We start from the raw sequence: 22,981 nt of genomic DNA on the forward strand, positions 1-22,981 counted from the left end.
GCGCCCTGGCACTCCGTCAGCCTTCCCGGTGCACCTTGTGCTGGGCCGCCTGCGCCCGCGGCCGGACGACGAGCAGGTCGACGTTCACGTGGTGCGGCCGGGTGACCGCCCAGGCGATGCAGTCGGCGACGTCCTCGGCGACCAGCGGCTCGCGCACGCCCCGGTAGACGGCATCGGCGGCGTCGGCGGAGCCCAGCCGGTTGAGCGAGAACTCCTCGGTGCGCACCATCCCCGGTGCGATCTCGATCACCCGGATCGGCCGCCCGACCTCCTCCAGCCGCAGCGTCTCGGCGAGGGTGTGCACGGCGTGCTTGGCCGCGGTGTAGCTCGCGCCGCCCTCGTAGCTGATCAGCGCCGCCGTGGAGCTCACGAACAGCACGTCGCCGGCGCCGGAGGCGCGCAGCGCCGGCAGCAGCGCCCGGGTGAGCCGCACCGTGCCCAGCACGTTGACCTCGTAGGTGCGCGCCCAGGAGTCCAGGTCGGCCTCGGCCACCGACGCGGCGTCGAACGCCCCGCCGGCGTTGTTGACCAGGACGTCGACCCGGTCCAGCGCGCCGGCGAACGCGTCGACCGACGCGGGGTCGGTGACGTCCAGCGGCAGCGCGCGGGCGCCGATCCGCCCGGCCAGCTCGGCCAGCCGGTCGGTGCGCCTCGCGGCGACGACGACGTCGAAGCCCTCGGCGGCCAGCCGGGTCGCGGTGGCCGCCCCGATCCCGCTCGAGGCCCCGGTGACGACGGCGGTGCGCCCGGCGCCGGGCAGCGCGCCGGCACCGGAGGAGGGGGCGGGGAGGGGACCGGACATGTGCCCATCCTCGCGCTGTTGCAGGATGGAGGGCCGACAGGGGTGTCCTCCCGACCCGTTCCGGGCCCGGCGACGCGCACACCGGCTCGACGACAGAGGACATCCGCAGGCGGGAGGTCGCGCGTGGCTGCTCGCCGCCGCTTCGACCGCGGGACACCCCGCCGGGTCGCCACGCTCTCGGTGCACACCAGCCCGCTGGACCAGCCCGGGGCCGGGGACGCCGGCGGCATGAACGTCTACATCGTCGAGGTCTCCCGCCGGCTGGCCGAGCGGGGCATCGCCGTCGACGTGTTCACCCGCGCCACCTCCAGCCACCTGCCGCCGGTGGTCGAGATGAGCCCCGGGGTGACCGTGCGGCACGTCAGCGCCGGGCCGTTCGAGGGGCTGGGCAAGGAGGAGCTGCCCGCGCAGCTGTGCGCGTTCACCGCCGCCGTGCTGCGCGAGGAGGCCCAGCACGAGCCCGGGTTCTACGACGTCGTCCACTCGCACTACTGGCTGTCGGGCCAGGTCGGCTGGCTGGCCCGCGACCGCTGGAGCGTGCCGCTGATCCACAGCGCGCACACCCTGGCCAAGGTGAAGAACGCCGCGCTGGCCGCCGGCGACCGGCCCGAGCCGCGAGCGCGGGTCATCGGCGAGGAGCAGGTGGTGGCCGAGGCCGACCGGCTGATCGCCAACACCGAGGACGAGGCCCGCCAGCTGGTCACCCACTACGGCGCCGATCCGCGCCGCACGCTCGTGGTCCCGCCCGGGGTGGACCTCGACCGCTACGCGCCCGGCGACCGCGCCGCGGCCCGGCGCGCGGCCGGCGTCCCCGACGACGCCGTCCTGCTGCTGTTCGTCGGCCGCATCCAGCCGCTCAAGGCCCCCGACCTGCTGCTGGAGGCCGCGGCCCGGATGCTCGCCGACGAGCCGGCGCTGCGCGCCCGGCTGCGGGTCGACGTGATCGGCGCCCCCAGCGGGTCGGGCCTGGACGCGCCGCGCCAGCTGCAGCAGCTGGCCGACGCGCTGGGCATCGCCGACGTCGTCCGCTTCCTGCCGCCGCAGCACCCCGAGCAGCTGGCCCAGCACTTCCGCGCGGCCGACGTCGCCGTGGTCCCCAGCCACAACGAGTCCTTCGGCCTGGTCGCCCTGGAGGCGCAGGCCTGCGGCACCCCGGTGGTCGCCGCCGCCGTCGGCGGCCTGCGGACGGCGGTGCGCGACGGCGTCTCCGGCGTCCTGGTCGACGGCCGCGACCCCGCCGCCTACGCCGCGGCGATCCGCTCGGTGCTGGCCCGGCGGGAGCTGCTGGCCGCCGGCGCCCGCCGGCACGCCTGCGGGTTCTCCTGGGACCGCACGGTGGACTCCCTCGTCGCGGCCTACACCGCCGCCGCCCGCGAGATGGCCGGTGCCGCACGGCGCCGGCCGGCCGCCGAGCGGCTGTTGGGCGGCCTGCGGGCCGTGCCGGGGGCGCAGGTGGCCCGGTGAGCGTGCCCGGCCCCGAGCAGCGGCGGCGGACCGTCGAGGAGCTCGACGCGGTCATCGACCGGACGCTGCGCGACAGCGAGCTGGTGCACGAGCACCCCGCGCCGGGCCGCTGGCTGGTCGACCTGCCCGGCACCAAGAAGCTCAAGACGGTCTGCGGACTGATCGTCGGCGAGCACGCGCTGCGGGTGGAGGCGTTCGTCTGCCGCCAGCCCGACGAGAACCGCGAGCAGCTGTGGACCTTCCTGCTGCAGCGCAACGCCCGCATGTACGGGGTGGCGTTCAGCGTGGACACCGTCGGCGACGTCTACCTCACCGGCCGGCTGCCGCACGCCGCGGTCACGCCCGAGGAGCTGGACCGGCTGCTCGGCGCGGTGCTGAGCTACGCCGACGACTCGTTCAACACGATGCTCGAGATCGGCTTCGGCACCTCGATCCGCCGCGAGTGGGAATGGCGGGTCAAGCGCGGGGAGTCGCTGCGCAACCTGGAGGCGTTCGCCGCCTTCGCCGACCCCACCCGCCGGCCGGGCGCGACCTCCAGCTGACCCGTCCGGTTCCGTTTCGGCCGTCCAGGAGGCGGCGCAGCGGCTAGCGTGGACCGCGTGCAGGGCAGCAGCACCGCGCAGGAGCGCTTCGTGCGCGCCCTGGCCGGCGTGGTCGCGGCCTCGGCCCTGGTCTACCCCCTGCTGCTGTGCGCGGTGCAGCTGGTGTTCGCCCAGCTGCTCGTGCCCGACGTCTCCGCGGTGGTGCTGTGGCTGGGCGTGTCGGTGGTCTGCAGCATCGGGCTGGTGGCCGCGCTGCGCTGGGGCGCGGCGCGCCGGGTGCGCAGCCCGTGGCTGCTGCTCGGGCTCCTGCCGCCGGCGCTGTACGAGCTCTGGCTGGTCTGGCCGGCGCTCGCCGGCTGAGCTGCTCCTGCCCGCCCGCGGGGCGTCGGGCAGGATGACCGGCGTGACTGGGACGCTGGTGCTGCTCCGCCATGGCGAGAGCGAGTGGAACAAGGCCAACCTCTTCACCGGCTGGGTCGACGTGCCCCTGTCGGAGAAGGGCCGTGCCGAGGCCGCCCGCGGCGGCCGGCTGCTGGCCGAGCACGGGCTGCTGCCCGACGTCTCGCACACCTCGCTGCTGCGCCGGGCGATCATGACCGCCGAGCTGGCCCTGCACGAGGCCGACCGGCAGTGGATCCCGGTGAAGCGCTCGTGGCGGCTCAACGAGCGGCACTACGGCGCCCTCCAGGGCAAGGACAAGGCCGCGACCCTCGCCGAGTACGGCGAGGAGCAGTTCATGATCTGGCGGCGCTCCTACGACACGCCCCCGCCCCCGATCGAGGCCGGCAGCGAGTACAGCCAGGACGGCGACGCGCGCTACGCGATGCTGCCGCCGGAGGTGCGGCCGGCGACCGAGTGCCTGGCCGACGTCGTCGTCCGGATGCTGCCGTACTGGTACGACGCGATCGTCCCCGACCTGCGCGCCGGCCTGACCGTGCTCGTGGCCGCGCACGGCAACAGCCTGCGCGCCCTGGTGAAGCACCTGGACGGCATGGGCGAGCAGGAGGTGGTCGGGCTGAACATCCCGACCGGCGTCCCGCTGCGCTACGACCTGGACGACGACCTGCGGCCGCTGCAGCCGGGCGGGCAGTACCTCGACCCCGAGGCCGCCGCCGCGGCGATCGAGGCGGTCAAGAACCAGGGCAAGCGCTGACACTGTCGGCCTCCGGCCGACGACCGCGGCCAGGGGCCGTCCCCGGCCTGCGCCGAGCCGGACTCGCGGTTCCTCGGGGACCCTCCGGGCCCCCGCTCGGGGGACGGCACCTGGCCGCGGTCAGGTGGGCTGCGTCATCTCCCGCTCGCCGGTCACCAGGTAGACCACCCGGCGCGCCACGCTGACCGCGTGGTCGGCGAACCGCTCGTAGAAGCGGCCGAGCAGGGTCAGGTCGATCGCCGACTCGATGCCGTGCGGCCAGTCCTCGGAGAGCAGCTCGCGGAACAGCTGGCGGTGCAGCTGGTCCATGAGGTCGTCCTCGGCCTCGAGCTGGGCGGCGGCCTCGACGTCGAGCTTGGCGATGACCGTCGCGGTCTGGGTCACCAGGCTCTCGGCCACGTGGCCGGCCTCCAGGAAGATCGGCCGCACCTCCTGGGGCACCGCCGGGTCGGGGAAGCGCATGCGCGCCACCTTGGCCACGTGGACGGCGAGGTCACCCATGCGCTCGAGGTCGCCGACGATCCGCATGGCGGCGGTGATCGTGCGCAGGTCCGTGGCCACCGGCTGCTGGCGGGCCAGGAGGGTGAAGCAGCGCTCCTCGATGCTCTCCCGCACCGCGTCGATCCGCTCGTCGCCGGCGATCACCAGGTCGGCCAGCGCGACGTCGGCGTCGAGGAGGGCGGTGGTGGCGGTGCTCATCGCCGAGCCGACGGAGTTCGCCAGCTCCACCAGGCAGGCGTTGATGTCCTCGAGTTCCTCGCGGTACTGCTCCCGCACGGGGATCCCTCCTCCTGGCCGGGCGTGGGCCGCGGCACTGCAGTGTGGGGCACCTGTGCTCGGTGTCCCGCCGGTATCGAGGCTAGGTCGGCCCCCTGACCCGCGACCAATCCGCGAGGTGAACGCCGGTCCACGGCAACGTGAACAGTCCCGGCCCCATCGGCGCCGCCACCCGGACGGGGGATGACGCTGTCGCCACCCGGCCTAGCATCGGCCGCGTGAGCCCGCTGGTCGCCCTCGTGACCGGCCTCGTCGTGGGGGGTGCCCTGGTCGCGGTCGTCCTCTCCGTGCGGCGCCGGACGGCCGAGCCGGTGCCCGCCGTCCCCGCGTCCGTCGCCGAGCAGAGCCTGGCGCGGCGGCTGCTGGACCTCATGGACCCCGCGGTCGTCGTCCTCGACGTCGACGACGCCGTCCTGCTGGCCAACCCCGCGGCCCGCGCGCTGGGCATCGTCCGCGACTCCCGGCTGCTGGTGCCCGACCTGCTCCGGCTGTCGCGGCAGGTCCGCTCGGGCGGCAGCCGGCGCGCCGACGTCCAGCTGCCCGGCGATCTGGTGGGCGCCGGTCCCCGGCTGGTGGGGGTGCACGGGGTGCGGCTGGAGAGCGGTCCGGCGCCCGTGGCCGGGCCGGTGGCCCTGGTGCTGCAGGACGTCACCGAGGCGCGCCGGGTCGAGGCGGTGCGCCGTGACTTCGTCGCCAACGTCGGGCACGAGCTGAAGACGCCGGTCGGCGCGCTGGCGCTGCTGGCCGAGGCCGTCCAGGACGCCGCCGACGACCCCGAGACCGTGCAGCGCTTCGCCGGGCGGATGGCCCGCGAGGCCGACCGGCTGGCCCGGCTGGTGCGCGAGCTGATCGACCTCTCCCGCCTGCAGGGTGGCGAGCCGCTGCCGGAGCTGGCTCCGGTCGAGGTGGACACGGTGCTGCACGAGGCGGCCGACCGCACCGGGCTGGCCGCCGCCGCCAAGGACATCGAGCTGGCGGTCGGCGGGGAGCGCGGGCTGGTGGTCAACGGGGTGGAGTCGCAGCTGGCCACCGCGGTCACCAACCTGCTGGCCAACGCCGTCGCCTACAGCCCGCAGGGCACGCGGATCGCCGTCGCGGCGCGGGCCCGCTCCGGCTTCGCCGAGATCGCGGTCACCGACAGCGGGATCGGCATCCCGCGGAAGGACCGCGCCCGCATCTTCGAGCGCTTCTACCGGGTCGACCAGTCGCGTGCCTCGAGCACCGGCGGGACCGGCCTGGGCCTGGCCATCGTCAAGCACGTGGCCAGCAACCACGGCGGCTCGGTCTCCGTCTGGAGCGAGGAGGGGCTGGGGTCGACGTTCACCCTCCGCATCCCGCTCGCGGTCCTCGACGGCGCCGACCGCGAGACGTCCGCCGTCGAGCACGACGGCGGGGAACGAGAGGGACGGACATGACCCGGGTGCTGGTCGTGGAGGACGAGGAGTCCTTCTCCGACGCGTTGTCGTACATGCTGCGGCGCGAGGGCTTCGATGCGGTGGTGGCCGGCACCGGCCCCGACGCGCTCGCCGAGTTCGACCGGGGCGGTGCGGACATCGTGCTGCTGGACCTCATGCTGCCCGGCCTGTCGGGCACCGAGGTGTGCCGCACGCTGCGCAGCCGCAGCGCGGTGCCGATCATCATGCTCACGGCCAAGGACGCCGAGATCGACAAGGTCGTCGGCCTGGAGCTGGGCGCCGACGACTACGTCACCAAGCCCTACTCCGCCCGCGAGCTCGTCGCCCGCATCCGCGCGGTGCTCCGCCGCCGCGGCGAGCCCGAGGCGGTCGCCGAGGCCGCGCTGGAGGCCGGCCCGGTCCGGATGGACGTCGAGCGGCACGTGGTCTCCGTGGACGGCGAGCCGGTGGCGCTGCCGCTCAAGGAGTTCGACCTCCTGGAGCTGCTGCTCCGCAACGCCGGCCGGGTGCTCACCCGCGGGCAGCTGATCGACCGGGTGTGGGGCTCGGACTACGTGGGCGACACCAAGACCCTCGACGTCCACGTCAAGCGGCTGCGCGCCAAGATCGAGCCCGACCCGGCCAACCCGAAGTACCTGGTCACCGTCCGCGGCCTCGGCTACAAGTTCGAGGCCTGAGCAAGGGGACCGGCCGCGTCAGGATCCCCGGCCGGTCTCCTCCTGCAGCTCGTCGATCTTGCGCGAGGCGTCGGCCTTGCTGAGGTCGTCGGGGACCTCCTCGCCGGCCTCGCGGGCGAGGGTCTCCAGGTAGCTCTTCTGCGCGCCGGTGGCGGGCTCGCCGCCGGTCACCCAGTCCGACGGGTCCTTCTCCGCGGTGGGGTCGCCGGCCTGACCGGTGGTGCGGTTCGATTCGCTCATGTGTTCGAGCCTAGGCCGAGGCGAGCTGCTCCGCAGGTCGAGCGGCGACCGCCCGGCGGGCGTCCTCCCACCGCCGGCCGGTGCGGTAGACGTGCACGCTGCCGCACGCGGGGCACTCGACGGACATCGCCACGTGCGTGGGGTGGTTGGTGACCGATCGGATCCGCCGGTCGGCGACCAGCTCGTCGGTCCTGGTGACGGGGCAGGTGATCAGCAACATGGGACGAGCCTGGCGCGCGCGCCCGCTGCGGACGAGTGGCGGGAGTGACATCGATCGCAGGATCTCTGCCATCATGCAGCCGTGATGCCGACCGACCGTCCCGTCGTGGTGAGCGCCGTCGTCGCCGACGGCCTCGTGGGCAGCTTCGGCCTGGGCGTGGCCACCGAGTTCTTCGGCTACGACCGCCGGGCCATGGGCCTGCCGCAGTTCGACTTCGCCCTGGTCAGCGACCGGCCGGGCCTCCTGCGCACCGACACCGGCATCGGCATCACCGTCGAGCACGGGCTGGACCGGCTGGACCGCTCCGACATCGTGCTGGTGACCGCCTGGGAGCTGTTCGCGCACCGCCCGCCGGTCGCGCTGCTGGACGGGCTGCGCGCGGCGCACGCCCGCGGAGCGCTGGTGGTCAGCCACTGCACCGGCGCGTTCGTGGTCGCCGAGGCCGGCCTGCTCGACGGCTGCCGGGCCACCACGCACTGGCGCTACGCCGGCGAGCTGGCCGCCCGCTACCCCGCCGTCGAGGTCGACCCCCGGGTCCTCTACGTCGACTGCGGCACGGTCATCACCGGGGCGGGCACCGCCGCCGGCGTCGACACGATGCTGCACCTGGTCCGCCGGGAGTGGGGCGCGGCGGCGGCCAACGCCATCGCGCGCGAGATGGTCGTCCCGCCGCACCGCGACGGCGGCCAGGCGCAGTACATCGACGCGCCGGTGGCCCGCTGCGAGGACGACCTGCTCGGCGTCGTCCTGGAGTGGGCCCAGGGTCACCTGGCCGAGGAGATCACCGTCGAGCAGCTGGCCCGCCGGGCGCTGATGAGCCCGCGCAGCTTCGCCCGCCGGTTCAAGGCCGCCACCGGGACGACGCCGCACGCCTGGCTGCTCGGTCAGCGGCTGGCCGCGGCCGAGGCGCTGCTCGAGGACACCGACGCCCCGGTCGAGGAGATCGCCCGGCTGGTCGGCTTCGGCACCGCCGCGGGGCTGCGCGAGCAGTTCACCCGCCGGCGCGGTGTCTCCCCGCGCGCGTACCGGCAGACCTTCCGCCGGCCGGCCGCCCTCGCCGCGGCGGGCCGCGCGGCGGCGGAGGAGCCGGCCGCGTAGCGCCCCGCCGCCGGCGACCGGTCCTCCGGCGGTCGCGGCGGCGGTTCTTGCGCAGTTCTTGCGGAACCGCGGAGGGCAGCATGCGGCTGCGTCGCCAGCCTCGGTGCCGTGCTCCTCCGCGGACCCTCTTCCCTGCGCCGGCTCGCCCGCCGGTCCGCCCGGCGCGCCGTCCTGGTCCTCCTCGCCGCGCTCGCGCTGGTCGGCACCATGAACATCGCGACGCCGGCGGCGCAGGCCGATCCGGTCGCGACCCCGTCGGCCGAGGCCGACCCCGCCGCGACGCCGACGGCCGACCCGGACCCGGCCGCGACCCCGCCGGCCGAGGCCGACCCCGCTGCTCCGCCGACGGCCGAGCCGGACCCCGCGGCGACGCCCGCGGCGGAGCCGGACCCCGCCGCCGCGCCGACGGCCGCGGCCGATCCCGCTGCCGCGCCGACGGCCGAGCCGGATCCCGCCGCGGCGCCCGCGGCCCAGCCGGACCCCGCCTGGACCGTCACCAACCCGACCGTCTTCGGCCTCGGCGACTCGCTGTTCTGGCAGTGCGGCGACTCCCTGGGCCTGGGGGAGCGGTCCCTGGGCATGGTCGGCTGGAACGGCGGCACCGCGCGGAACATGCGGGAGCGGATGAGCTCCACCGCGCCGGACTGGCCGTTCATGACCGAGTCCTCCCACGCCGAGGAGCTCGCGCACTTCCGCAGCGCCGGCGTCCTGGTGATGGGCCTGGGCACCAACGACATCCGGGTGTCGAGCGTGGCCCAGTTCCGGGCCGACGTGGACTGGTTCCTGCAGCAGGCCCAGGGGCGGCCGGTGCTGTGGCTGAACTACTACTACCCGGACTTCGCCGCGCGGGCCGCGGAGTTCAACGCGGTGCTGCAGGGCTTCACCGCCGGCTACCCGAACCTGCGGATCGTCGACTGGAACGGCTTCGCCACCGCCAACCGCGCGGTGATCTCCGCCGACCGGCTGCACCTGGCCGACTACACCACCGGGTGCGAGAACGGCCGCTTCGCGCTCATCCGGGCGAACGTCCCGGCGGTCGCCGGCCAGCCGGCGCCGGTCTACGGCGCCCCGGCGGCCACCCTGCCCTCCCCGGACCCCATCGCGGCCGCGTACGCCGCCGCCGGCGGCACGTCCGGGCCGCTGGGTGCGCCCACGGGTGCGCCGGTCTGCGGGCTGCGCAACGGCGGGTGCTCGCAGGCCTACCGCGGCGGCCTGGTGCTCTGGAGCCCGGCCGGCGGGGCGCACGCCATCGCCCAGCCGGCGATGGTGGCGAAGTTCCGGTCCACGGGCACCGAGATGGGGCTCCTGGGGTACCCGACGGCCGACGCGGTGTGCGGGCTGCCCGGCGGGGGCTGCTCCCAGGTCTTCGAGGGCGGCACCCTCTACTGGTCGCCGGCCACGGGCGCTGCCTACACCACCGGCGTGATCGGCCGGCGGTACGCCGCCACGGGCGCGCAGAGCGGGCCGCTGGGGTACCCGGTGATGGACACCCAGTGCGACCTCACGCTGGTGAACGGCTGCTACCAGCGCTTCCAGCAGCGGATCCTCTACTGGACGCCGGCCACCGGGGCGCAGTTCGTCCACGGTGCCATCTACGACCGCTACGCCGCCGCCGGCTGGGAGCGCGGCCGGCTGGTGTTCCCGCTGACCGACTCGCTGTGCGGGCTGGTGCGGGGTGGTTGCTGGCAGATGTTCGAGGGCGGCTCGATCTACTCGTCGCCGACGGCGGGCACGCACCTCATCTACGGCGCGCTGCGCGACCGGTGGGCCGCGACGGGGTGGGAGAACGGCGGCTTCGGCTACCCGGTCACCGACTCCCTCTGCGGGCTGGTGCGGGGTGGTTGCTGGCAGATGTTCGAGGGCGGGTCGATCTACTCGTCGCCGACGGCGGGCACGCACGTCATCTACGGCGCGCTGCGCGACCGGTGGGCCGCGGCCGGCTGGGAGAACAGCGGCTTCGGCTACCCGGTCACCGACTCCCTCTGCGGTCTGGTGCGGGGCGGCTGCTGGCAGATGTTCGAGGGCGGCTCGATCTACTCGTCGCCGACGGCGGGCACGCACGTCATCTACGGCGCCATCCGCGACCGGTGGGCCGCGACGGGGTGGGAGAACGGCGGCTTCGGCTACCCGGTCACCGACTCGATCTGCGGCCTGGTCCGTGGCGGCTGCTACCAGCACTTCGAGGGCGGCTCGATCTACTCGTCCCCGACGGCGGGCACGCACACCACCTACGGCGCCATCCGCGACCGGTGGATCCGGCAGGGTTGGGAGCGCGGCCCGCTGGGCTACCCGGTCACCGACCCCATCTGCGGCCTGGCCCGCGGCGGCTGCTACCAGAACTTCGAGGGCGGGGCGATCTACTCCTCGCCGGCCGGTGGCACCCACATCGTGTACTACGGGGCGATCCGCGACCGCTGGGGCGCCAACGGCTGGGAGTTCGGCCGCTACGGCTACCCGGTCGGGGACCCGTACGCCGTCCGCGGCGGCACGGCCCAGCGCTTCCAGGGCGGCACGATCACGTACGCGAACGGCCGCGTCCGCTAGCCGGCGGCGCCCGGGATCGGCCGGGCGACGCCGACCAGCGAGTCCAGCCGGGTGACGTTGGCCGGGGCCAGCGGGTTGCGCACCACCTGGGTGAGCGCGAACCCGGCCCGGGCCAGCAGCAGCGCGTGCGTGCGCGGGGTGAAGTGCCAGATGTGCTCGGTGGGCTTGAGCGTCCACCAGCGGGTGCCGAGCAGCCGGGCGGGCAGGGAGTCGACGTAGGGCGTGGAGAACAGCACCACGCCGTCGTCGGCCACCAGCGACCGCACCGTCCGCCAGAACGCCAGCGGATCGGGCACGTGCTCGACGGTGTCCCAGGCGCAGACGGCGTCGAAGCCGCCCTCGAGCGGAGCATCGGCCAGCTGGCCGCAGAACACGTCGAGGCCCAGCGCCTCCCGGGCGTGGCGGGCGCCGGTGCGGGACAGCTCCACGCCGCTGGTGGTCCAGCCGGCGGACCGGGCGGCGTCGAGGAACAGCCCGTAGCCGCTGCCGATCTCCAGCAGCCGCCCCCGCGGCCGCCCGCCGCGGACCCGGTCGAGCAGCCGCAGCCGGCCGGCGGTCCAGGTGCGCTGCAGCACCATCGCCGGCGACCAGCGGCCGGCCTGCTCGCCGTCCGCGGCACCGGTGTCGGAGGAGACGCCGCTGCCGTAGACGCCGCCCTCGAAGTAGCCGACGTCGTCGTAGAGCCGCTGCAGGGCCTCCGGCCGCAGCCGCGGGCTGATGAAGACCAGGCCGCAGGTGGGGCAGCGCACCACCCCGAAGGGCGCGACGTCGTGCACCAGCTCGCCCGGCACGCCGCACAGGCAGCAGGCGACGTCCTCGGTGTCGGCGGCCGTCCAGGCGGCGGGAGCGCTCACGGCGCTCACCCTACGGAGCGCTCGCCCGCCGCTCCGGGACCGGCAGCGCCCACCGGCGGGGCGGCCGCCCCGGCGGCGCCGGGCTCGGCGCCGCCGGCGGTCGGGTAGCGCAGGGCCAGCAGCGAGGTGATCCGCCGGCGCACCGGGTCGGCGACCAGGTCCTCCTCGGCGTCGGGCGACAGGCCCTCGCCGGGCACGACGACGTAGCGGTCGGGTGCGGCCTCGGCCTGGGCGAGGAAGGCGCGGCGCACCGCGGCGGGGTCGGCGCCGGTCGGCGCGGCGGTGACGGGGGAGTCGACGACCACGGTGAGGTCGGGCAGCAGCCCGCGGGTGGCCCAGACCGAGGTGCGCAGGATGCGGTCGGCGTCGAGGCCCTGGCCGGCGCCGTGGAAGGCGATCGAGGTGTCCACGTAGTGGTTGCACACCACCACCTGCGCCTGCTCGAGCGCGGGGCGGATGACCGTGGCCACGTGCTCGGCGCGGTCGGCGGCGGCCAGCAGCGCGGCCGTGTAGGGAGCCACCGGCTGGTCGTCGGCGGGCCGATCGGCCGGCGGGTACAGGACGCCGCGCACCTGGCGCCCCAGCGCGGTGTCGCTGGGCTCGTGGGTGGTCATCACCGGGCAGCCGCACTCGCGCAGGTGCCGGGCGAGGTCGGCGGCGTACCGGCGGGTGAGGTCGCGGTCGGCGCCCTCGACCACCACGAACAGGCCGACGCCGCTGGCCGAGGCCGACAGGATGTCCGAGGAGCCCCACAGCAACCGCAGGAAGTCGCGCGGGCGGGTGCGGGACCGCCCGGGCGCCACCTGCCGGACGGCGTAGGCGCTGACGACCAGCGCCACCACGCCGCCGATGAGCAGGGTGAGCCCCGGGCCGGTGACGGTGAGCAGCAGGTCGCCGAGCCGCAGTTCGTGTGCACCGAGCAGGCCGGCGAGGCCCGGCCCGACGGCCACGGCCAGCAGCAGCATGATCCGCACCGAGGAGATGACGAAGGCGAACACCCGCCCACGCAGCCGGTCCTCGACCTCGAAGCCGATCAGCGTGTAGCCGATGATCCAGGAGATGCCGGCGAACAGGCCGACGAGGAAGGCCGCCGCGGTGGCCAGCACGAAGTCCTGGATCAGCGACATCGCCAGCAGCGCCAGCCCGGCGAAGCCGATCGAGCGGGCGAACACGCTGCGCCGCGGCACCGTCGGCAGGATCCGCGGGCCGACCAGCATGCCGATCGCCAGCCCGGTGAACACGACGCCGAAGAGCACGCTGTAGCCCGCGGTGCCCGCCTGCAGGGTGGCCACGTAGAGCTGGGCGACGCCGATGGTCAGGCCGCCCGCGCCGAAGGCGCCGATGACGCCGACGTAGAGCGCCCGCATGAGCGGCTGGCCGCGCAGGAAGCTGACCCCCTCGGCGACGAGGGAGAAGACGTTGGACGGCGCCTCGCGGTCGGTCGCCGTCCGCGGGATCAGCCGCCGGGACAGGAAGACCGTCGAGGCCGACAGCACGAAGGTGCTGGCGTTGAAGATGAGCGCGACCACGATCGCCGTCCGGGCCTCCCCGGCCGCGCCCTCGGACGGGAACACCCGGGCCACGGTGGAGAGCAGGGCGAACAGCACCGCGGCGACGGGGACGGCGCCGTACACGCTGAACAGCGAGATCTGGTTGGCCACCGCCAGGCGTTCCCGCGGCACGATCGCCACCCAGATCGCCTGCTTGGCGGGGTTGGTGAACAACCCGACCGCCTCGACCAGGAACTGCGCGATGTAGAGCCAGCTGAGCTCATAGCTCAGCGCGATGGACAGGTAGAGGCCGAAGGCCAGCAGCTCGCCGACGACGACGGTGGTGCGCCGGTCCAGCCGGTCGGCGAGCGCCCCCGCGAGCGGTCCCAGGAGCAGGTCGGGCAGCAGGCGGGTCAGGATGACGCCGGAGATCGCCGCGCCCTGGACCGCCGTCGACTGGTCGCGGGTGAGCTGCTGGGCCATCGCGGTGGTGGCCAGCAGGCCCAGCCAGTCCCCGAGGCTGGAGACGGTGATCGACGCCCACAGCCGCCGGAAGACCGGGATGCGCACCAGCGCCACGAAGGCGTTGTCGCCGGCCGGGGTGCTCCCGGCCGCGCTCGCGGTCGTGCCCGCCGTCCGTGCCTCGGTCACTGCCTCCGCCGTCCGTCCGGCGCCGTCCGGGACCTGCTGCCCCGGCGACTGCGCTCCGGGAAGGCTATCGGCGGGCTCGGGACCGGACGGCACGTCAGCACCCGTCAGGGGGATGCCCGCCGGGCCGGAGGCGCGGCATCGGCAGGGCGACCGGAGGGGGGCTGGCCGGGTGCGGGGCGACCAGCCCGGCGTCCAGCCGGGCCTCGGTCAGCCGGCGCAGCTCGGCGTACGCGGGCCCGCCCAGCAGGGCGGTGAGCTCGGCGGCGTAGGTGACGACGAGCGGCTCGGGGGAGACGTGCGCGGCCGGGGAGCCGGTGCACCACCAGTGCAGGTCGGCTCCGCCGGGCCCCCAGCCGCGGCGGTCGAACTCGCCGATCGTCGAGACCAGCACGGTGCTGCCGTCGGGGCGCTCCACCTCGGCCTGCTCGCGGCGCACAGGGAGCTGCCAGCACACGTCGGGCTTGGTGGTCAGCGGGTGCAGGTCCTCGCGCAGCGCCATCCGGTGCAGCGCGCAGCCGCTGCCGCCGGGCCAGCCCGGCCGGTTGAGGAAGACGCAGGCGCCGTCCACGAGCCGGGTGCGGAGGGAGCGGACGCCGCCCTCCTCGTCGGCCTCGTCCTCCTCGGTCCAGGCGCCCCGCCCGACGGGGGCGAGCTGCCAGTCCTCGTCGGTGAGGTCGGCCACGGCGGCGGTGACGCGGAGCAGGTCGTCCTCGTCGGCGAAGAACGCGCCGTGGCTGCAGCAGCCGTCGGCGGCGCGCCCGGCGACCACGCCGGCGCAGCCCTGGCCGAAGACGCAGGTCCAGGCCGAGGCCAGCCAGGTGAGGTCGGCCCGCACGCGGTGGCGGGGATCGGCCGGGTCGGGGAACTCCACCCATTCGCGGGCGAAGTCGGGGTCGACCTCGGGCGGGACGTCGTGCACGGTGCCCAGCGTAGAGAGAGGACCCCCTCCCCCCGTCCGCCTCGCTCCGCTCGGCGCGAGCGTCCGGAGGTGGCCAGGCAGACTGACCGCATGCGGCTCGGGGTGCTGGACGTCGGATCGAACACCGTGCACCTGCTGGTGGTGGACGCCCACCGCGGCGCGCACCCCACCCCCACCCACGACGACCGCTGGCTGCTGCGCCTGGCCGAGGAGATCGGGCCGGACGACCAGCTGTCCAAGGCGGGGGAGAAGGCGCTGGTCCGCGCGGTGCGCAAGGCGTGCGAGCAGGCCGAGGCGCTGGGCTGCGAGGAGCTGCTCGGGCTGGTCACCTCCGCGATCCGCGAGGCGGCCAACGGCATGGAGGTGCTCGCGCGGGTGCGCGAGGAGACCGGCGTGGACCTGCAGGTGACCAGTGGCGAGGACGAGGCCCGGCTGACCTTCCTCGCCGTCCGCCGCTGGTACGGCTGGAGCGCCGGGCGGCTGCTCGTGCTCGACATCGGCGGCGGCTCGCTGGAGATGGCCGCCGGCGTGGACGAGGACCCCGAGGTCGCGCTGTCCCTGCCGCTGGGGGCCGGTCGCATGACCCGGCGGTTCCTGCCCGACGCCGCCGCCGGCGGCCGTCCCGATCTGGCCGCGCTCGAGGAGCTCGGGGAGTACGCCGCGGAGCTGCTGCGCCCCGCGGCGGACAAGCTGTGCGACATCGGGCCCCCGGACCTGGTGGCCGCCACCAGCAAGACGTTCCGCACGCTGGCCCGGCTGACCGGTGCGGCCCCCTACTCGGCCGGGCTGCGGGTGCCGCGGCAGCTCACCACCGACGGGCTGGGCCAGCTGATCGGGTTCGTCTCCCGGATCGAGTCCGCCGCCCTGGCCGAGCTGCGCGGCGTGTCGCCCGACCGCGCGCACCAGGTGCCCGCGGGCGCCGTGGTGGCGCACGCCGCCATGCAGGCGCTGGACGTACCGTTCGTCCGCATCTGTCCGTGGGCCCTGCGCGAGGGTGTCATCCTCCGGCGGCTGGACACCTTGGGAGGCTCGTGATGGCGGACCCGCGCCGGGACCCGGAGACCGGCGGGCGCTCGCTCGCCGACATCCTGCGCGAGGCCGGCGTCGACTCCCCGACCCGCGGCCGGCGCCGGCGCTGGGACGAGACCGGTGACACCGGCGTGCGCCAGCGGGGGACCGAGCCCCGTGACAGCCCTCCCGGGGACACCGGCCGGGTCGCCGACCGGCCGGCGTTCGGCCGGCGGGCGGCCGACACCGGGCGGACGCCGCCCGCGGTGCCCCCCGCCGACCCGGTGAAGCAGCGCAGCCGCGCGGCCGATCCGCAGACCGCCGCCATCCCCGGGCTGCGGCCCTCCCGCAAGCCGGGGGTGCCGGGCGCCGCCGCGGCCGGCGAGGAGGGCCCGAGCACCGGCCCGATCCCGATCGTCCGCGCCGACGACGACCCGCCGCTGCTGGAGGACGAGGACCTCGGCGCCCGCGAGGGCGTGCTGGCCTGGGTGCGCTTCGCCGGCGAGCTGGTCGTCGCGCTCGCCGCGGGGGTGGGCATCTACTTCCTGTTCACCGTGCTTTGGGAGCAGCTGCCGCACGTGGCGGTGGTGCTCGCGCCGATCGCGGTCACCGCGCTGGTCGGCGGCGTCGGGGCGTGGCGGCACCGGTTCGGCGGCGAGCCGCTGGGCTTCCGGCTGATCGCCGTCCTCGTGTTCGCCGGGACGCTGCTGACCATCGCGCCGGCCGCCGGGCTGCTGGCCGCCACCTGAGGCGGCGGCCGGCAGCCGGCCGCTCAGTCCTCCTCGTCGTCCTCCGCCGCGTCCTCGGCCGCGGCGAACACCTCGACGATCGCGGCGCCGAAGGCGTCGAGGTCGTCGGGCTTGCGGCTGGTGACCAGGTTCCCGTCGACCACGACCTCCTCGTCCACCCAGTCGGCGCCGGCGTTGCGCAGGTCGGTCTGCAGCGACGGCCAGGAGGTCATCCGGCGGCCCCGGACGACGTCGGCCTCCACCAGCACCCACGGCGCGTGGCAGATCGCGGCCACCGGCTTGCCCGCGTCGAAGAACGCCTTGACGAAGGCGACCGCGTCGGCGTCGGCGCGCACGAAGTCACCATTGATGACGCCGCCGGGCAGCACCAGCGCCGCGTACTCGTCGGGGTCGGCCTCGCCGAGGGTGACGTCGACCTTCCGGGTGTCGCCCTTGTCGATGTGGTCGTAGGCGGTGATCGTGCCGCTCTCGAACGACACCAGCTCCGGCTGCGCGCCGGCCTCCTCCAGCGTCTGCCAGGGCCGGTCCAGCTCGACCTGCTCGACGCCGTCGGTCGCCAGGACCGCCACCCTCATCCCGTCCAGTTCTCCTGCCATGCGGCGGCGGCTACCCCGGCCCTCCGAGCAGCACACCCGCCGCGCACTACCGTTCGCCCCGTGCGAGCGCTCACCCTCCCGGCGGCCCTGGGCCCGCTGTCCCGGCACCTCCCCGGTGCCGCCCGCCGTCCCTCGGACGTCGTCCGGACCGCCGGTGACCTGGTGGCCGCCGGCCACCTCGTCGCCGTGGAGCCCGGCCCGGACGGCGCGGAGGACCCGGTGGCGCTGGCCGGCCGGCTCTCCGCCGCGGGCCTGGCCGGGTCGTGCGAGCTCACCGTCGCGGTGGATCCCGCGGCACCCGACGCCGCCGCCCGGGACGCCGCCCGGGTGCTCGAGGCCGGGCTGGGCGTCGTGCTCGCCGGGCCCGACGAGGCGGTCCGCCGGGTGCTGGACGCCGTGCCCACCGCCGGGGTCGTCGTGCCGGTGACCGAGCCGGGCGCCGAGGAGCGCTGCCGTGCCCTCGCCGGTGGCCGCGTGCGGCTGGCCGGGCGCGCGGGCTGGCCCGGGCGCGGCACCGCGGCGGCCGACCTCACCTTCGTGCGCTGCCTCAACGTGCTGATGAGCGCCGCCGGCCGCCCGGCCGTCGGCACGACCGATCCGCGGCTGGTGGCCATCGCCGGTGAGCGCGCGGCCTGGAACGACCGAGACCCCGACAGCTGGGAGTACGTGATGACCTGGGGAGTACGGACCGAGGAGCAGCGCCGGCTGCTGGCCGGCGGGTACCGCGTGCGGGTGGCCCTGCCGGCCGCCGGGAGTGCCCGGTGAGCGGCCGCAGCGGGCTGGCGATCATCGGCGGCGGCAAGATCGGCGAGGCGCTGCTGTCGGGCCTGGTGCGGCGCAGCGGGTCCGAGGGCATCGTGGTGTGCGAGCGGAGCCCCGAGCGCGGCGCGGAGCTGACCCAGCGGTACGGCGTGCCGGTGCTGGGGCTGGCCGAGGCGGCCGCCGAGGCGCGGGTGCTGCTGCTGGCGGTCAAGCCGCAGGACATCGGCACCCTGCTCGCCCTGCTCGCCCCGCACGTCGACGAGGGGCACCTGGTCGTGTCGGTGGCCGCGGGCATCCCGACGGCGCGGATCGAGGCGGAGCTGCCGGCCGGCGTGCCCGTCGTCCGCGTCATGCCCAACACCCCCGCGCTGGTCGACGAGGGCATGAGCGTGCTGTCGGCGGGAGCGCACGCCGACGAGTCGCACCTCGACGAGGCCGAGCAGCTGCTGGCCGCGGTCGGCCGGGTGCGCCGGGTGCCGGAGGCCCAGCAGGACGCGGTCACCGCGCTGTCGGGCAGCGGCCCGGCCTACTTCTTCTACCTCGTCGAGGCGATGGTCGACGCCGGCATCCTGCTGGGCCTGCCCCGCGCCCTGGCCGTCGACCTCATCGTGCAGACGGCGCTGGGCGCCGCGGTGATGCTGCGGGACTCCGGGGAGCACCCGGTGGTGCTGCGGGAGGCGGTCACCAGCCCCGGCGGCACGACGATCGCGGCCATCCGGGAGCTCGAGCGGCACGGCGTCCGGGCCGCGCTCATCGCGGCGATCGAGGCCGCGCACGCCCGCTCGGTGGAGCTGGGCGCAGGAGGCCGGTGAGGGTACCGGGTCGGGCGGGGATCCCGGGGACGTCGCGGGGTCGTCCACGGACGTGTCGCCGATGACGCGCCCGGACACATGTCGACAGGTCTCCATGGGTGCACATCTGCCGAGGACGGACCGGTCCGCATGTCCGTTTCACCCATCGCTTCTGTCCCACCCATCCCCCTACTCTCTGTATCAGCACGTGCGTGTCCCGTAGCCGGTGGGGAAGCCGGCACCCGACTCGTGCTAGTCCGGAGACGAAGACATGACCATGCCCCAGCGCCACGCCGCCCCTGCTCTCGCCCGCCCGGGCGTGCCCGGCCCGCGGCCCGTCGGCCGCCCGATGCCGGCCTCCGCCATGGCCCGCCCGGTCGCTCCGGCCCACCCGGCCTCGATGCCCGTCGGCCGCCCCGCCGTCCCCGCCCCGCGCGCCGCGGTCACCTTCCTGACCGTCGCCGAGGTCGCCAGCATGATGCGCGTCTCCAAGATGACCGTGTACCGCCTCGTCCACGCCGGCGAGCTCTCCGCCGTCCGCGTCGGCCGCTCGTTCCGCGTGCCGGAGCGCGCCGTCCAGGACTACCTGCGCGACGCCTACACCGACATCGCCTGAGTTCTGACACCGTCGTCCTGCCGGACGACACCGCGGCCACGTGCCGTCCCCCGGACGCGCTGAGCCGCTCGGTCCCGCCTACCCGGACCCCTCCGGGGCCCACTCGGCGGGACGACACCGCGGCCAGGTGCCGTCCCACGGACGCGCTGAGCCGCTCGGTCCCGCCTACCCGGACCCCTCCGGGGCCCACTCGGCGGGACGACACCGCGGCCAGGTGCCGTCCCCCGGACGCGCTGAGCCGCTCGGTCCCGCCTACCCGGACCCCTCCGGGGCCCACTCGGCGGGACCACGCAGGCCAGGTGCCGTCCCAGCACCTGTAGTTCCATCCTCGCCCGACCCGTTCGGGCGAGGGCACGACCCGGACCGGTTCCCGCGGCAGCGTCGCCGCGGGCCCGCCGGGTAGGCTCGGACGCCGAGCGTCGCCGGGGCCCCTGGCCGCGGCGGTCGCACACGAGCTGATCACCTCGCGCGGCGTCCGGCGGACCTCCTGGTCCCCCGAGGTCGCCCGCGGCACGACGTCGGGAGAGAGCACCATGGGTTCGGTCATCAAGAAGCGCCGCAAGCGGATGGCGAAGAAGAAGCACCGCAAGCTGCTCAAGAAGACGCGCGTCCAGCGTCGCAACAAGAAGTGAGCTGACGCTCGTGCCGCCCGCGGTCGTCCTCGTCACCGGCGTCAGCCGGTGGCTGGGTGGTGCGCTGGCGGCCGAGCTCGCCTCCGACCCGGCCATCGAGCGGGTCATCGGCGTGGACACCGTCCCGCCGTCGGCCGAGACGCTGCGCCGGCTCGGCCGCACCGAGTTCGTGCGCGCCGACATCCGCAACCCGCTGATCGGCAAGGTCATCGCCACCGCGGGTGTCGACACCGTCGTGCACATGAACATCAGCTCCACGCCGGCCGGGTCCGGCGGGCGGGGGCCGATGAAGGAACTCAACGTCATCGGCACGATGCAGCTGCTGGCCGCCTGCCAGCGCGCGCCCTCGGTGCGCCGGCTGGTGCTGAAGTCGACCAGCGCCGTCTACGGCGCCTCCCCCCGCGACCCCGCCGTCTTCACCGAGACGATGCAGGCGCGCGCGGTCCCCTCCGGCGGGTTCGCCAAGGACAGCCTCGACATCGAGGGCTACGTGCGCTCCTTCGGCCGCCGCCGCCCCGACGTCGGCATCGCCGTCCTGCGGTTCACCAACTTCATCGGCCCGCGGATCGACTCGCTGCTCACCGGCTTCCTCCGGATGCCCGTGGTGCCCACCGCCCTCGGCTACGACGCGCGCGTCCAGCTGCTGCACGAGGACGACGCCCTCGCCGTGCTCACCCGCGCCACCAGCGGTGACTTCGCCGGCACCGTCAACGTCGGCGGGGAGGGCACGCTGCTGCTGTCCCAGGTCATCCGCCGGCTCGGCCGGCTCCAGCTGCCGCTCCCCTCGCCGACCCTCGGCTCGCTGGGCCGGCTCACCCGCCGGTTCGGCTTCATCGACTACTCACCCGAGCAGATGCGCTTCCTCAACTTCGGCCGGGTCGTGGACACCACCGTCCTGCGCACCGAGTTCGGCTACACCCCGCGGTACAGCACCGAGCAGGCGCTGGCCGACTACGCGCGCACCGTGCCCCCGGTGCTCTCCCCGGAGACCGTCGGCGGGATCACCGCCCGCGCGGAGGGCCTGGTCAGCCGGGTGGGCAGCACGGCCACGTCGGTGGGGGAGCGGTTCCGCCCGGCTCCTGCCGCCCCCGGCCTGCGGGCGGTGCGCGATGCCTGAGGCCCGCGTCATCCCGCTGCGCCCGGACGACGACGACCAGCCGCACGTGCCGCCGCCGTCGTCCTCCAGCTGGGACGAGCAGGTCGCCGGCGGCCTGGAGTTCCTCCGCCGCCGCCTGACCGGCGAGTACGACACCGACGAGTTCGGCTTCGACCCCGATCTCACCGACCACGTGCTGCTGCCGATGCTGCGGCCGTGGTTCAACCGCTGGTTCCGGGTGGAGACCCACGGTGTGGAGAACGTGCCGTCGCAGGGCGGTGCGCTGGTGGTGGCCAACCACTCCGGCACCCTGCCGGTGGACGCGCTGATGACCACGGTCTCGCTGCACGACGACCACCCGGCGCAGCGCCGCTTCCGGCTGCTCGGCGCCGACCTGGTCTTCGAGCTGCCGTTCATCGGCGCGATGGCCCGCAAGTTCGGTGCCACGCTGGCCTGCAGCGAGGACGCCGAGCGGCTGCTCACCGAGGGCGAGCTGGTCGGCGTCTTCCCCGAGGGCTTCAAGGGCATCGGCAAGCCGTTCCGCGAGCGGTACACGCTGCAGCGGTTCGGTCGCGGGGGTTTCGTCACGGCGGCTCTGCGCACCGGGGTGCCGATCATCCCGTGCGCGATCGTCGGGGCCGAGGAGATCTACCCGATGATCGGCAACGCCAAGACGGCCGCGCGGCTGTTCGGCCTGCCCTACCTGCCGGTCACCCCGACGTTCCCGCTGCTCGGCCCCCTGGGCCTGGTGCCGCTGCCGTCGAAGTGGCTGATCGCGTTCGGCACGCCGATCGAGACGGCGCACTACGGCCCGGCCGCCGCCGAGGACCCGATGCTGGTCTTCAACCTGACCGACCAGGTGCGGGAGACCATCCAGCAGTCGCTGTACCAGCTGCTGCTGCAGCGCCGGAGCGTCTGGGGCTAGAAGGGCCAGCGGTTGCGCCGGCGCAGCGCGACCGCGCCGCCGACCAGCCCGCCCCCGAGCGTGGCCGCGGCCAGCGTGGGGACGCCGATCTTGGCGGCCTTGCGGCCGGTGCGGAAGTCGCGGATCTCCCAGCCCCGGGACCGCGCCACCGCCCGCAGCTCGGTGTCGGGGTTCACCGCGACCGCGGTGCCGGTCAGCGTGAGCATCGGCAGGTCGTTGGACGAGTCGCTGTAGGCGGTGCAGCGGCTGAGGTCCAGCCCCTCCCGCTCGGCGAGCGCGCGGACCGCCTCGGCCTTGGCCTCGCCGTGCATCAGCTCGCCGACCAGCCGGCCGGTGTACTGCCCGTCGACCACCTCGGCGACCGTGCCGAGGGCGCCGGTCAGGCCCAGCCGCTGGGCGATGATGCGGGCCAGCTCCACCGGGGTCGCGGTGACCAGCCAGACCCGCTGGCCGGCGTCCAGGTGCTTCTGCGCCAGCACGCGGGTGCCCGACCAGATCCGGTCGGCCATCAGCTCGTCGTAGATCTCCTCGCCGGCCTGGGTGATCTCGGTGACCGGCCGGCCGGCCACGAAGGCCAGCGCGTTCTCGCGGATGGTGTGCATGTCGTCGGCGCTCTCGTTGCCGGCGATGCGGAACTTGGCCTGCTGCCAGACGAACAGCGCGAGGTCGCGCGCCCGGAAGTACTTGCGGGCGGCCAAGCCGCGGGCGAACCAGAAGAGCGAGGCGCCCATCATCATCGTGTTGTCGACGTCGAAGAACGCCGCGGCGGTCGGGTCGGGCACCACCGCGGGTGGCGGTGCGACCTCGGCCGCGGCCGCCGACGCGGCACCGGCGACGTGCGCGCGCGTCTCCTCGTCGGGGACCGGTCGAGTGCGGCGGCCCCGGAACGGCAGTCGCGGCACGGGGACCTCCTGTCCGGCGGGGAGGCCCGCGTGGCCCCCGCGGAGCCACCCTAGTGGG

At 75.4% G+C, this 22,981-nt stretch carries 25 protein-coding genes; 16 read left to right on the forward strand and 9 right to left on the reverse strand.

Annotated elements, in window-relative coordinates; translation table 11 throughout:
• Nucleotides 1-16: 16 nt before the first annotated feature.
• Nucleotides 17-802: an SDR family oxidoreductase gene (locus ACI79R_RS02715; protein WP_456572038.1), complete on the reverse strand. Its 786-nt coding sequence runs from the start codon at nucleotides 800-802 to the stop codon at nucleotides 17-19.
• 123 nt (nucleotides 803-925) lie between these two features.
• On the opposite strand from ACI79R_RS02715, the gene mshA reads away from it, so the two are divergent.
• Genes mshA through ACI79R_RS02735 form a run of 4 tightly spaced genes read left to right on the forward strand, consistent with a single transcriptional unit; the run spans nucleotide 926 to nucleotide 3,961 of the window.
• Nucleotides 926-2,266 (forward strand): D-inositol-3-phosphate glycosyltransferase, encoded by a 1,341-nt coding sequence (gene mshA, locus ACI79R_RS02720; protein ID WP_456572039.1) that lies wholly within the window; start codon nucleotides 926-928, stop codon nucleotides 2,264-2,266.
• On the forward strand, nucleotides 2,263-2,808 hold the full coding sequence (locus ACI79R_RS02725) for a YbjN domain-containing protein (RefSeq protein ID WP_456572040.1): 546 nt from the start codon (nucleotides 2,263-2,265) through the stop codon (nucleotides 2,806-2,808). The genes mshA and ACI79R_RS02725 overlap by 4 nt, the downstream gene beginning before the upstream one ends.
• Before the next feature lie 57 nt (nucleotides 2,809-2,865).
• Nucleotides 2,866-3,168: a hypothetical protein gene (locus ACI79R_RS02730; RefSeq protein ID WP_456572041.1), complete on the forward strand. Its 303-nt coding sequence runs from the start codon at nucleotides 2,866-2,868 to the stop codon at nucleotides 3,166-3,168.
• A 34-nt stretch (nucleotides 3,169-3,202) separates the two neighbouring features.
• Nucleotides 3,203-3,961 (forward strand): phosphoglyceromutase, encoded by a 759-nt coding sequence (locus ACI79R_RS02735; RefSeq protein ID WP_456572042.1) that lies wholly within the window; start codon nucleotides 3,203-3,205, stop codon nucleotides 3,959-3,961.
• A 120-nt stretch (nucleotides 3,962-4,081) separates the two neighbouring features.
• On the opposite strand, the gene phoU is transcribed toward ACI79R_RS02735, so the two are convergent.
• On the reverse strand, nucleotides 4,082-4,738 hold the full coding sequence (phoU, locus tag ACI79R_RS02740; protein WP_456572043.1) for a phosphate signaling complex protein PhoU: 657 nt from the start codon (nucleotides 4,736-4,738) through the stop codon (nucleotides 4,082-4,084).
• A 218-nt stretch (nucleotides 4,739-4,956) separates the two neighbouring features.
• Between phoU and ACI79R_RS02745 the strand changes: the two genes are divergently transcribed.
• Nucleotides 4,957-6,153: a sensor histidine kinase gene (locus tag ACI79R_RS02745; RefSeq protein ID WP_456572044.1), complete on the forward strand. Its 1,197-nt coding sequence runs from the start codon at nucleotides 4,957-4,959 to the stop codon at nucleotides 6,151-6,153.
• Nucleotides 6,150-6,830 carry a winged helix-turn-helix domain-containing protein gene (locus ACI79R_RS02750; RefSeq protein ID WP_456572045.1) on the forward strand — a complete coding sequence of 227 codons (681 nt, stop codon included), beginning with the start codon at nucleotides 6,150-6,152 and terminating at the stop codon, nucleotides 6,828-6,830. Before ACI79R_RS02745 ends, ACI79R_RS02750 begins: the two co-directional genes overlap by 4 nt.
• An 18-nt stretch (nucleotides 6,831-6,848) precedes the next feature.
• On the opposite strand, the gene ACI79R_RS02755 is transcribed toward ACI79R_RS02750, so the two are convergent.
• Together ACI79R_RS02755 and ACI79R_RS02760 are read right to left on the reverse strand one after the other, a co-directional pair.
• Nucleotides 6,849-7,070, reverse strand: a complete 222-nt coding sequence (locus ACI79R_RS02755) for a DUF3072 domain-containing protein (RefSeq protein ID WP_456572046.1) — start codon at nucleotides 7,068-7,070, stop codon at nucleotides 6,849-6,851.
• 10 nt (nucleotides 7,071-7,080) lie between these two features.
• Nucleotides 7,081-7,290, reverse strand: a complete 210-nt coding sequence (locus tag ACI79R_RS02760) for a hypothetical protein (RefSeq protein ID WP_456572047.1) — start codon at nucleotides 7,288-7,290, stop codon at nucleotides 7,081-7,083.
• Between the two features lie 84 nt (nucleotides 7,291-7,374).
• On the opposite strand from ACI79R_RS02760, the gene ACI79R_RS02765 reads away from it, so the two are divergent.
• Both ACI79R_RS02765 and ACI79R_RS02770 read left to right on the forward strand, forming a co-directional pair.
• Nucleotides 7,375-8,388, forward strand: a complete 1,014-nt coding sequence (locus ACI79R_RS02765) for a helix-turn-helix domain-containing protein (RefSeq protein ID WP_456572274.1) — start codon at nucleotides 7,375-7,377, stop codon at nucleotides 8,386-8,388.
• A gap of 108 nt (nucleotides 8,389-8,496) precedes the next feature.
• Nucleotides 8,497-10,932, forward strand: coding sequence for a hypothetical protein (locus tag ACI79R_RS02770; protein ID WP_456572048.1), 2,436 nt, complete (start codon nucleotides 8,497-8,499; stop codon nucleotides 10,930-10,932).
• Here ACI79R_RS02770 and ACI79R_RS02775 read toward each other — a convergent pair.
• The 3 genes from ACI79R_RS02775 to ACI79R_RS02785 form a co-directional block, all read right to left on the reverse strand.
• The gene (locus tag ACI79R_RS02775) at nucleotides 10,929-11,786 is read right to left on the reverse strand and encodes a class I SAM-dependent methyltransferase (RefSeq protein ID WP_456572049.1); all 858 of its coding nucleotides are present in this window, start codon (nucleotides 11,784-11,786) and stop codon (nucleotides 10,929-10,931) included. The genes ACI79R_RS02770 and ACI79R_RS02775 overlap by 4 nt on opposite strands.
• 5 nt (nucleotides 11,787-11,791) lie before the next feature.
• Entirely contained in the window at nucleotides 11,792-13,927 is a 2,136-nt protein-coding gene (locus tag ACI79R_RS02780; RefSeq protein WP_456572050.1) for a bifunctional MFS transporter/dTMP kinase, read from the reverse strand.
• A 94-nt stretch (nucleotides 13,928-14,021) separates the two neighbouring features.
• The gene (locus ACI79R_RS02785) at nucleotides 14,022-14,846 is read right to left on the reverse strand and encodes a hypothetical protein (protein WP_456572051.1); all 825 of its coding nucleotides are present in this window, start codon (nucleotides 14,844-14,846) and stop codon (nucleotides 14,022-14,024) included.
• Between the two features lie 69 nt (nucleotides 14,847-14,915).
• On the opposite strand from ACI79R_RS02785, the gene ACI79R_RS02790 reads away from it, so the two are divergent.
• Nucleotides 14,916-15,881 (forward strand): Ppx/GppA phosphatase family protein, encoded by a 966-nt coding sequence (locus tag ACI79R_RS02790; protein ID WP_456572052.1) that lies wholly within the window; start codon nucleotides 14,916-14,918, stop codon nucleotides 15,879-15,881.
• Complete coding sequence (locus ACI79R_RS02795; protein ID WP_456572053.1) at nucleotides 15,881-16,603, forward strand: hypothetical protein; 723 nt, start codon at nucleotides 15,881-15,883, stop codon at nucleotides 16,601-16,603. Before ACI79R_RS02790 ends, ACI79R_RS02795 begins: the two co-directional genes overlap by 1 nt.
• A 23-nt stretch (nucleotides 16,604-16,626) precedes the next feature.
• Here ACI79R_RS02795 and ACI79R_RS02800 read toward each other — a convergent pair whose 3' ends face one another.
• Nucleotides 16,627-17,178 (reverse strand): type 1 glutamine amidotransferase domain-containing protein, encoded by a 552-nt coding sequence (locus ACI79R_RS02800; RefSeq protein WP_456572054.1) that lies wholly within the window; start codon nucleotides 17,176-17,178, stop codon nucleotides 16,627-16,629.
• A gap of 81 nt (nucleotides 17,179-17,259) precedes the next feature.
• Between ACI79R_RS02800 and ACI79R_RS02805 the strand changes: the two genes are divergently transcribed.
• The 6 genes from ACI79R_RS02805 (at nucleotide 17,260) to ACI79R_RS02830 (ending at nucleotide 22,021) form a co-directional block, all read left to right on the forward strand.
• Nucleotides 17,260-17,964, forward strand: a complete 705-nt coding sequence (locus ACI79R_RS02805; protein WP_456572055.1) for a hypothetical protein — start codon at nucleotides 17,260-17,262, stop codon at nucleotides 17,962-17,964.
• The gene (proC, locus tag ACI79R_RS02810; protein WP_456572056.1) at nucleotides 17,961-18,773 is read left to right on the forward strand and encodes a pyrroline-5-carboxylate reductase; all 813 of its coding nucleotides are present in this window, start codon (nucleotides 17,961-17,963) and stop codon (nucleotides 18,771-18,773) included. The genes ACI79R_RS02805 and proC overlap by 4 nt, the downstream gene beginning before the upstream one ends.
• Before the next feature lie 250 nt (nucleotides 18,774-19,023).
• A complete protein-coding gene (locus tag ACI79R_RS02815; RefSeq protein WP_456572057.1) occupies nucleotides 19,024-19,368 on the forward strand; it encodes an excisionase family DNA-binding protein in 345 nt (114 codons plus the stop codon).
• A gap of 533 nt (nucleotides 19,369-19,901) precedes the next feature.
• Nucleotides 19,902-20,000, forward strand: coding sequence for a 30S ribosomal protein bS22 (locus ACI79R_RS02820; RefSeq protein WP_012854759.1), 99 nt, complete (start codon nucleotides 19,902-19,904; stop codon nucleotides 19,998-20,000).
• Nucleotides 20,001-20,010: 10 nt separating this feature from the next.
• Nucleotides 20,011-21,117, forward strand: a complete 1,107-nt coding sequence (locus tag ACI79R_RS02825) for an NAD-dependent epimerase/dehydratase family protein (RefSeq protein WP_456572058.1) — start codon at nucleotides 20,011-20,013, stop codon at nucleotides 21,115-21,117.
• Complete coding sequence (locus tag ACI79R_RS02830; protein WP_456572059.1) at nucleotides 21,110-22,021, forward strand: lysophospholipid acyltransferase family protein; 912 nt, start codon at nucleotides 21,110-21,112, stop codon at nucleotides 22,019-22,021. The genes ACI79R_RS02825 and ACI79R_RS02830 overlap by 8 nt, the downstream gene beginning before the upstream one ends.
• Here the strand turns inward: ACI79R_RS02830 and ACI79R_RS02835 are convergent.
• Nucleotides 22,018-22,923: an HAD family hydrolase gene (locus ACI79R_RS02835; RefSeq protein WP_456572060.1), complete on the reverse strand. Its 906-nt coding sequence runs from the start codon at nucleotides 22,921-22,923 to the stop codon at nucleotides 22,018-22,020. The genes ACI79R_RS02830 and ACI79R_RS02835 overlap by 4 nt on opposite strands.
• Nucleotides 22,924-22,981 lie beyond the last annotated feature (58 nt).

It is taken from the genome of Blastococcus sp. SYSU D00820 (genome assembly GCF_054050695.1).